The sequence below is a fragment of the Rubrivirga sp. genome (genome assembly GCF_049648075.1).
Lineage (GTDB): Bacteria > Bacteroidota > Rhodothermia > Rhodothermales > Rubricoccaceae > Rubrivirga.
Map to the genome: position 1 here is coordinate 1 of NZ_JBARYR010000649.1, position 7,784 is coordinate 7,784.

At 70.7% G+C, this 7,784-nt stretch carries 7 protein-coding genes and 1 pseudogene; 4 read left to right on the forward strand and 4 right to left on the reverse strand.

Going from position 1 to position 7,784, the window contains the following annotated elements; translation table 11 throughout:
- A partial coding sequence (locus tag WBA11_RS17505) for an ABC1 kinase family protein (protein WP_424521927.1) occupies nucleotides 1-1,699 on the reverse strand: 1,699 nt, incomplete at its 3' end.
- A 181-nt stretch (nucleotides 1,700-1,880) separates the two neighbouring features.
- Here WBA11_RS17505 and WBA11_RS17510 point away from each other — a divergent pair.
- Together WBA11_RS17510 and WBA11_RS17515 are read left to right on the forward strand one after the other, a co-directional pair.
- Nucleotides 1,881-2,246 carry a DUF4260 domain-containing protein gene (locus WBA11_RS17510; RefSeq protein ID WP_424521928.1) on the forward strand — a complete coding sequence of 122 codons (366 nt, stop codon included), beginning with the start codon at nucleotides 1,881-1,883 and terminating at the stop codon, nucleotides 2,244-2,246.
- Nucleotides 2,239-3,162, forward strand: a complete 924-nt coding sequence (locus WBA11_RS17515) for a haloalkane dehalogenase (protein ID WP_424521929.1) — start codon at nucleotides 2,239-2,241, stop codon at nucleotides 3,160-3,162. Before WBA11_RS17510 ends, WBA11_RS17515 begins: the two co-directional genes overlap by 8 nt.
- Nucleotides 3,163-3,192: 30 nt before the next feature.
- Here WBA11_RS17515 and WBA11_RS17520 read toward each other — a convergent pair whose 3' ends face one another.
- Nucleotides 3,193-4,071, reverse strand: coding sequence for a DUF4097 family beta strand repeat-containing protein (locus WBA11_RS17520; protein WP_424521930.1), 879 nt, complete (start codon nucleotides 4,069-4,071; stop codon nucleotides 3,193-3,195).
- A gap of 236 nt (nucleotides 4,072-4,307) precedes the next feature.
- On the opposite strand from WBA11_RS17520, the gene WBA11_RS17525 reads away from it, so the two are divergent.
- Both WBA11_RS17525 and WBA11_RS17530 read left to right on the forward strand, forming a co-directional pair.
- Entirely contained in the window at nucleotides 4,308-5,465 is a 1,158-nt protein-coding gene (locus WBA11_RS17525; protein WP_424521931.1) for a PQQ-dependent sugar dehydrogenase, read from the forward strand.
- 73 nt (nucleotides 5,466-5,538) lie between these two features.
- On the forward strand, nucleotides 5,539-6,657 hold the full coding sequence (locus tag WBA11_RS17530; RefSeq protein ID WP_424521932.1) for a PQQ-dependent sugar dehydrogenase: 1,119 nt from the start codon (nucleotides 5,539-5,541) through the stop codon (nucleotides 6,655-6,657).
- A gap of 71 nt (nucleotides 6,658-6,728) precedes the next feature.
- Here the strand turns inward: WBA11_RS17530 and WBA11_RS17535 are convergent, their stop codons facing one another.
- Nucleotides 6,729-7,418 carry a winged helix-turn-helix domain-containing protein gene (locus tag WBA11_RS17535; protein WP_424521933.1) on the reverse strand — a complete coding sequence of 230 codons (690 nt, stop codon included), beginning with the start codon at nucleotides 7,416-7,418 and terminating at the stop codon, nucleotides 6,729-6,731.
- Between the two features lie 60 nt (nucleotides 7,419-7,478).
- A pseudogene (locus WBA11_RS17540) lies at nucleotides 7,479-7,784 on the reverse strand (MFS transporter); the annotation flags it as partial.

The following is a 7,784-nucleotide window of genomic DNA, read 5'->3' on the forward strand; positions in this document are numbered from 1 at the left end:
GGTCCGTCGCCGCCGTCACGTCGGGTTGGCGGACGGCGATGCGCCCGGCCTCGAGGTCGCCCAGCACGCGGTCGATGCGGCCGGGCAACTCCAAGACGCGGCGGCCCTCGGTCTGGACGCGCTCCCACACGGCCGCGACCGTGTTTGAGGTCACGTCCTTCGTCAGCGGCTTGACGTACGGCTCGATCACCGTCAACGGGTTGACCTCGGGCGCGAGCCCGCCGCACAGGCCGATCAGCAGGATCGCGGTCCGCTCGAGCAGGATCCAGTCGCGCGGGACGCGGAACGCCGAGGCGAGGTCGGTGACGGAGACGCCCAGGTCGGCCATCTGGTCGAACGTCTCGGCGTGCTGGGCCATCGCGTAGTCGAGCGTCAGGTCGCCGAGCCGGAACGCGCGCGGGTCGATGCCCTTGAGCATCCGCTCGTGGACGCCCTCGACGAGCGACCGGACGGCGGCGTCGGCCTCGAGGGAGCCCGCGTCCGCGACGAAGCCCATCACATCGAGGGCGGCGGTCACGCGAGCCGGATCGCGGGCCAGCATTCCGGCGATCATCTCGGCCAGCCCGGTCCGCATGGCGGGCGTCAGGCGGGCGACGGCGCCGAAGTCCAAAAAGACGAGCTCGAACCCGCCAGACGCGTCGGGGTCGGGCTTGACCAACAGGTTGCCCGGGTGCGGGTCGGCGTGGTAGAGCCCGTCGCGGAAGATCATCGCGCCGTAGGCGTCCAGGATCCGCTCGGCGAGTGCCAGCCGGTCCACGCCCGCCGCATCGAGGGCGGCGACGTCGCCCGACTTGATGCCGTCGACGAACTCGGTCGTCATCACGCGCCGCGACGACCGCTCCGGGACGACGGCCGGGACCGAGACGCCCGGCCCCAAGACCGCGCCGATCGCCGTCGCGTTTTCGGCCTCGAGGGTGAAGTCGAGCTCGGACAGGATCACGGCCTCGACCTCGCGGAACTGCTCCCTTAAGCCCCGAATCCCGAACCACCGCCCGACGACGCGCAGGATGGTCTCGATGGCGCGCAGGTCGAGCCGGGCGATCGCGTCGATGTCGGCGTGCTGGACCTTGACGGCCACGTCGCGGCTCGTCCTTGGTACGGCCTGTCCGTCGCCGCCGACCTCGAGGTCGGGCAGGCGGGCGCGGTGGACCTGGGCGAGCGATGCGCTCGCGACCGGGAGGGGTGTGAAGCCGTCGAACAACGCTTCGACGGGGGCGCCGAGCTCGGCCTCGATGCGGGCGCGGGCGGCCTCGGGCGGGCTGGCGGGGACGCGGTCCTGCAATCCTTCGAGCTCGACGCGGAACGGCTCGGGCAACAGGTTGGTGAGCGCGCTCCCGAGCTGGCCGGCCTTGATGAACAGGCCCCGCAGGCGCAAGATCGAGAGCCGGATGCGGCGCCCGTTGCGAGAGTGAAGGGCCGCTCGTCGCCGACGCGCCCACTGCGGTCCTCGAACCCTGGCGACGACGTCGAACCACAGATAGCTCAGCGCGACGCGAAGGGCGGCGGCATACGCTCGCCACACCCGGAACCGCCGCTGCGCCGGCCGGGCGACCTCGATGCGGTCAGGTTCGAGGACGGACGGTTCGACCTCGAGGACGGGAGGCGCTGCATCGAGGACGACGGGTGCCGGGCCGACCTCGAGGTCGGAGACGCGCGGCGGATCGGCCGGGAGCGGGGGCGCGGTTGTCTTGGCGAGCATGGGGTCTCTACGGGGAGCGGGCGGCGTTTGTGTCTCCCGCACCGAATCTTGCCCCGTCGGCCGGCTGCTCGGTTTCGTCTCGACGGTGTCGGCCTCGAGGCCGGGTTGGGTGCCGTCAATGCTCGCGCGCACCTCGACCGGCTGTCGGCCGTAGCGGCCGATCCTCCCGACCCTCGCTTCCATGTTGACTCGTCCGCTCGCCGTGCTCCGTCTCGAGGGCGCCGTCCTGTTCGCTTTGGCGGCGTGGGGGTTCGCCCAGACCGGCACCTCGTGGTGGTGGTTTGGCGGGCTCTTGCTCGCGCCCGACCTCGCGATGGTCGGCTACCTGCGTGGACCGAGGCTCGGTGCGGCGACGTACAACGCCGCCCACACCTATGCCGCGCCCGCACTGCTTGCCCTGGCTATCCCGGTCTGGAGTTTTGCCCTCCCGCTCGCCCTGATCTGGGTCGCCCACATCGGGATGGACCGGATGCTGGGCTACGGGCTCAAGCTCCCGACGGAGTTCCAGGACACGCACCTCGGTCGCGTCGGTCGAGCCCATGAGTAGTCTTCCCGACGGCGTCGTCCGCACCCCCGATGCCCGCTTCGCCGACCTCGAGGGCTGGCCCTATGAGCCGCAGTACCTCGACCTCGAGGCCGCGCCCGGCGCGCCGAGTCCGCTGCGGTTGCACGTCGTGGACCAAGGGCCGCGCGATGCCGCCGAGACCGTGCTCATGCTGCACGGCGAGCCGTCGTGGAGCTACCTCTACCGCGGCATGATCCCGCCGCTCATCGAGGCCGGCCACCGCGCGGTCACGTTCGACTTCCCCGGGTTCGGGCGGAGCGACAAGCCCGTCGAGGTCGGCGTGTACAGCTACGCGCTGCACCGGGCGGCGCTGCTGCGCGTGATCGAGGCGCTCGATATCCAAGACGTGACGCTGGTGGTCCAGGACTGGGGCGGGCTGATGGGCCTGAGCGTCGGCGCCCTCGACGTGCCGGACCGGATCAAGCGACTCGTCATCATGAACACGTTCCTGCCGACCGGCGACGAGACGGCGTCACCCGCCTTCAAGGCGTGGAAGGCGAGCGTCCGGCTCCTGGGGCGTCGCCTGCCGATCGGGCCGCTGATGAAGCTGGCGCTGCCGAAGAGCCAGGCGCGGTTCGCCGCTGCCTATCAAGCGCCGTTTCCGTCCCCGCGTCACAAGGCCGGCGCCGCGGCGTGGCCGCTCCTGGTCCCGACCTCGCCCGGGGGGCCCGTATCGGACGTCATGCGCCGGACACGCGCTGTTTTGGCCGAGTGGGAGAAGCCGACACAGTTGATCTGGTCACCGCAAGACCCGATCCTCGGGCACGCCGCTCGTTTCTTCGAGCGCTTGATCCCGACCGCCGGTCCCGCCCTCGAGGTCCGCGGCGGGCACTTCCTCCAGGACAAGTACGGCGGCGAGATCGCCGGGCACGTCCTCGAGTTCGTCACGCGGACCTAGCCACGCTCGGCCTCGAGGACGGCTGGTTCGTTACGCTCGCACCAGGCGAATCGTACCGCTGCCCGTGTTGACGCGCAACGTCGGGCCGCCGCGGCCGATGCGGCCTCGTGCTCGGTCGCGCTCCTGGTCACCGGAGAAGCCCAGGCCGTCGTCGATGCGGACCGACGACCCGTCGAGGTCGATGTCGAGGTCGGCGCCGCGCGGCAGGCGGACCGTCGCACCGCCGCTGCCCGTGTCGATCCTGGACGCGGTGTTGGAGTGGAGACCGACCTCGACGTTGCCCGATCCGGTGTCGACGCTCAACTCGCCCTCGACGCGGTCGACCTCGACGTTCCCGGAGCCGGTGTCGATGCGGACGTTGCCCCGGAGCAACTCCGCGCGGACGTTGCCCGACCCGGTATCCAAGACGATCCGATCGCCGTCGACGTCCTCGACATTTACGTTCCCGCTGCCCACGTCGACGGTCAGGTCGCCCTCGAGGGAGGCCACGTCCACGTTGCCTGAGCCCAGGTCGATGTTGGCTGAGTAGCGGCGTGGGATCTCGATGGTGACTTGGAAGCGGGCGACCACGCGCCGGCCGCCGCGCGAGGTGCGAGGCGGGTTCGTGCGGACGGTCAGGTTGCCGCGGCTCTCGCGGGCGCTAAACCGCTTGCGTTCGAACTCGGACTCTGCGTCGCGGCCTCGGCCCTCGACTGTTACACGTGCGCGAGTCCCCGAGACCGTCCGGACCGTCACGTTCTCGCTCCCGAGGTCGACGATAAGGTCCCGGCCGGACCGGACATCGAACGTCTCGTCGAACAGGACCTCGGTCGGCGCGCTGGGGCTTGGAGAGGAATACGATGTTGACGACGAACAGGCCGTCAGGAGCAGAGCGCCCAAGAGGGCGAGGGGCGAGCATCGGAGGAGCATGCGGGGCATCGGCGGGGGAAGGAGGCGCGATCTCACTACGGCCGGGACCACGGCGTGGGTTACAGGTGTGCTAAAAAAATTAGCACAGCCAATCTGCCCGTGCCCGCGATCTCGTTGGCTGCGCCGGCCTGGCGGCTCTCGAGGGCGTATCCGGCGCGGGGTATTCCTGAGCAGCTCTCGAGGTCGGAACCGGGCGCGTCGTGGTCTGGTGCCCCGAGTGCACCTCCCATGCGGCCATGCGCCTTCTCCGCCTCGCTCTCCTCCTCGCCATCGCGGCCCCGCTCGCGGCCCAACCGCCGCCGGGCCAGATCGGCTCGTTCTTGTCTACGGCCGGCGGCCCCGTCGCGGTCTATCCGGTAGCCGACGGTCTGGCCAGCCCGTGGGGACTGGCGTTCCTGCCCGACGGTCGGATGCTGGTCACGGAGAAGCCGGGTCACCTCCGCATCGTCACGACCGACGGCGGCGTGTCGGCACCGGTCGAGGGGACGCCGGAGGTGTGGGCCCGGGGCCAGGGCGGGCTCCTGGACGTCGTGCTCGACCCCGACTTCGAGGACAACGGCTACGTCTACCTCTCGTACGCCCGACCCAACCCGGACGGCGAGGGTGCCGCCTCGGCGCTCGGCCGGGGCCGGTTCGTGGACGACCGGATCGAGGGGTTCGAGGCCATCTTTACGTCGGAGCCCTACATGACGAGCGGGGGACACTTCGGCAGCCGCATCGAGTTCTCGGACAGCGGCCACCTCTACCTCGCCACCGGCGAGCGCTTCCAGTTCGAGCCCGCCCAGGACCTGGGGAACCACCTCGGAACCGTCGTCCGCCTCAACCCCGACGGCTCCGTCCCCAGCGACAACCCGTTCGTCGGCGACGCCTCGGCGGAGGACGAGATCTGGAGCTTCGGGCACCGGAACGTCCAGGCCATGGCGTTCGACAAGATCACCGGCGCGCTCTACGTCGCCGAGATGGGTCCGATGGGCGGCGACGAGCTCAACCGCGTCGAGCGCGGGACCAACTACGGGTGGCCAATCGTGAGCTGGGGCATGGACTACGACGGCGAGCTCATCCCGGACCCGCCGACGCGTCCCGACCTCGAGGACGCGGTCCACTACTGGACGCCCTCGATCGCGCCCTCGGGGATGGCCCACTACACCGGCGACGTGTTCCCCGGCTGGCAGGGGAGCTACCTCATCGGGAGCCTGGTCTACCGCGGCATTGTCCGCGCCGTCGTCGGCGACGACGGGCTCGCCGAGCACGAGGTGTTCCCGATCGGCGTGCGGATCCGCGAGGTCGAGCAAGGGCCGGACGGCCACGTCTATCTCTTGACGGACGAGCCGGACCCCGAAGGCCGCGTCCTGGTCCTCCGCTCGATCGAGACCTCGATGCCGGAGGACGGCTAGGCGCGGCGCTCGTCCTCGAGGACGGAACAGGCCCGCAGGCGGACGGGTCTAGGGCGGTCCAGCCCCCGACGCCATGATCCGCTTCTCCGCCCTCCTCGTCCTCCTCACGGCCACGGCCTGCGCCCAGCCCCAGGTCGAGTCCCTGATGTCCGAGGCCGGCCCCGTCTCCGTCGTCGAAGTTCAGGGCGACCTCGAGCGTCCGTGGGGCATCGCGTTCCTGCCCGACGGCCGGATGCTGGTCACGGAACGTCCCGGACGCTTGCGCATCGTCGGCGGCGACGCCGAGGTCCCCCCCGTCGTCTCGGGCGTGCCGACGGTCTACGGACAAGGGCAGGGCGGGATGCTCGACGTCGCCCTCGATCCCGACTTCGAGGACAACCAGTTCGTCTACCTCACCTACGCCGCTCCGGGACCCGGAGGAGCCGCCGCGACGGCCGTCGGCCGAGGCGTTTTCCAGGGGGATAGCCTGTCTGCGTTCGAGCAGTTGTGGGTCATGGAGCCGATGCTCGTCGGGCCGAACCACTTCGGGGCACGGATCGCGTTCGGGCCGGATGGGCACCTGTTCGTGAGCACCGGCGAGCGGTTCCAGTTCGAGCCCGCCCAAGACCTGGGCAGCCACCTCGGCTCGGTCATCCGCATCCACCGCGACGGCTCGATCCCCGGCGACAACCCGTTCGTCGACGACCCCGACGCCCAGCCGGAGACGTGGTCCTACGGCCACCGGAACGCGCAGAGCCTGGGCTTCCACCCCGAGACCGGCACGCTGTGGGAGGCCGAGTTCGGACCCCTCGGCGGTGACGAGCTCAACATCATCGAGCCCGGCGTCAACTACGGCTGGCCGACGGTGAGCTGGGGCAGCAACTACGACGGCTCGCCGATCCCCGATCCGCCGACGCGACCTGACCTCGAGGACGCGGTCCGCAACTGGACGCCGGTTGTCTCGCCGTCCGGCATGACGTTCTACACGTCGAGCGTCTTCCCGGAGTGGACGGGCAGCTTGATGCTGGGGAGCCTGACCAAGCAGGGCGTCGTGCGCCTCGCCCTCGAGGGCGACGAGGTCGTGAGTGAGGAGACGCTGTCGCTCGGGGTCCGCATCCGCGACGTCGAGCAAGGCCCGGACGGCTTGGTCTACGTACTGGTGGACCAGACGGACGGCGCGGTCTGGCGGCTCGAGCCCCTCGAGGGCGAGTAGCGCCGGGGGCGCGTCGGTCTGTTGGCCCGTCTCGAGGTTGCGTCCTCGAGGTCTGATCCCAGCGTTGCGCTCTAGCGTCGTCGAGGACCACTCCCGTTGTCCGTCCGGTCGTCCTCGAAGTGGAAATAGCGGCCCGCCGACGAGTCGTAGTAGACGTCCCACTCGGAGAGACCAGGGACGTAGTACTCGGAGGTCGAGTCGAGCCGGAGCGCCGATGCCTCACCGGCTCGGATGGCATCCGACGGCGCGGCACGGGCTTCGCTCAGCTCGGGAGGTGCGACGCGGGGCCACGCTGCCCAGACGGCGACGGCCAACGCCAGAGTCGCCGCACCTAGGGCGAGCGCGACCATCGGCGTATTGCGGTCGGCGCTAGGCGGGGCCGGTTTGCCTTCGAGGACGGCGTCCTCGAGGACGGTGGGACGAGGACTGGGTACCACAGGCCGGATGGGCGCGACCAGCCGGTAGCCCGTCCCTCGGATGGTCTCGATGGCGCCGGGAGCGCCGTCGCTCAGCGCCTTGCGAAGCGCGGAGACGGCCCGCGTAAGCGCCTCGTCGTTGACGACCGTGTCGGACCAGACCTCGTCGAACAGCGTCGCGCGCGAGACGACCTCTCTCGGAGTCCTAGCCAAGACCTCGAGGACGCCCATGACGCGAGGCTCGAGGTCGGCGGAACGCTCGCCGTGAATGATGCGGTTGAGGCTCAGCACGACGACGAGGTCGCCGAGTCGGAACGCGTCGGAGGGGAGAGGGGAGTCGGACACCGAAAACGTCTACGGCAGAGTCGGAGCCGTCCCGGACGCAATCGTCGTCCTCGAGGACGGCTAGACGGGCTTCGCCCTCGAGAACGCCCACCCGGCGCCGACGCTGACCACGACGGCGAGCCCGACGAGGACGCTGAACGCGGCCCGGAGTCCCGCGGCCTCGGCCACGAACCCGAGCGCCGGAGGGCCTGCTAGGAAGCCGAGGTAGCCCGTGCTCGCGACCGCCGCGACCCCGACGCCCTGCGCCAGTCCCGGTGCCTTCGAGGCCGCGCGAAACAGCGACGGGACGACGCCCGCCAGTCCTAGCCCGACGAGCGCGAACCCCACGACCGCGACCGAGATGACCGGGGCCACCACGCACAGCAC

Coding starts and splice junctions, on each gene's coding strand:
- WBA11_RS17510 (WP_424521928.1), top strand. CDS start 1,881: ATGTTGACTCGTCCGCTCGCCGTGCTCCGTCTCGAGGGCGCCGTCCTG.
- WBA11_RS17525 (WP_424521931.1), top strand. CDS start 4,308: ATGCGCCTTCTCCGCCTCGCTCTCCTCCTCGCCATCGCGGCCCCGCTC.
- WBA11_RS17520 (WP_424521930.1), bottom strand. CDS start 4,071: ATGCTCCTCCGATGCTCGCCCCTCGCCCTCTTGGGCGCTCTGCTCCTG.
- WBA11_RS17515 (WP_424521929.1), top strand. CDS start 2,239: ATGAGTAGTCTTCCCGACGGCGTCGTCCGCACCCCCGATGCCCGCTTC.
- WBA11_RS17530 (WP_424521932.1), top strand. CDS start 5,539: ATGATCCGCTTCTCCGCCCTCCTCGTCCTCCTCACGGCCACGGCCTGC.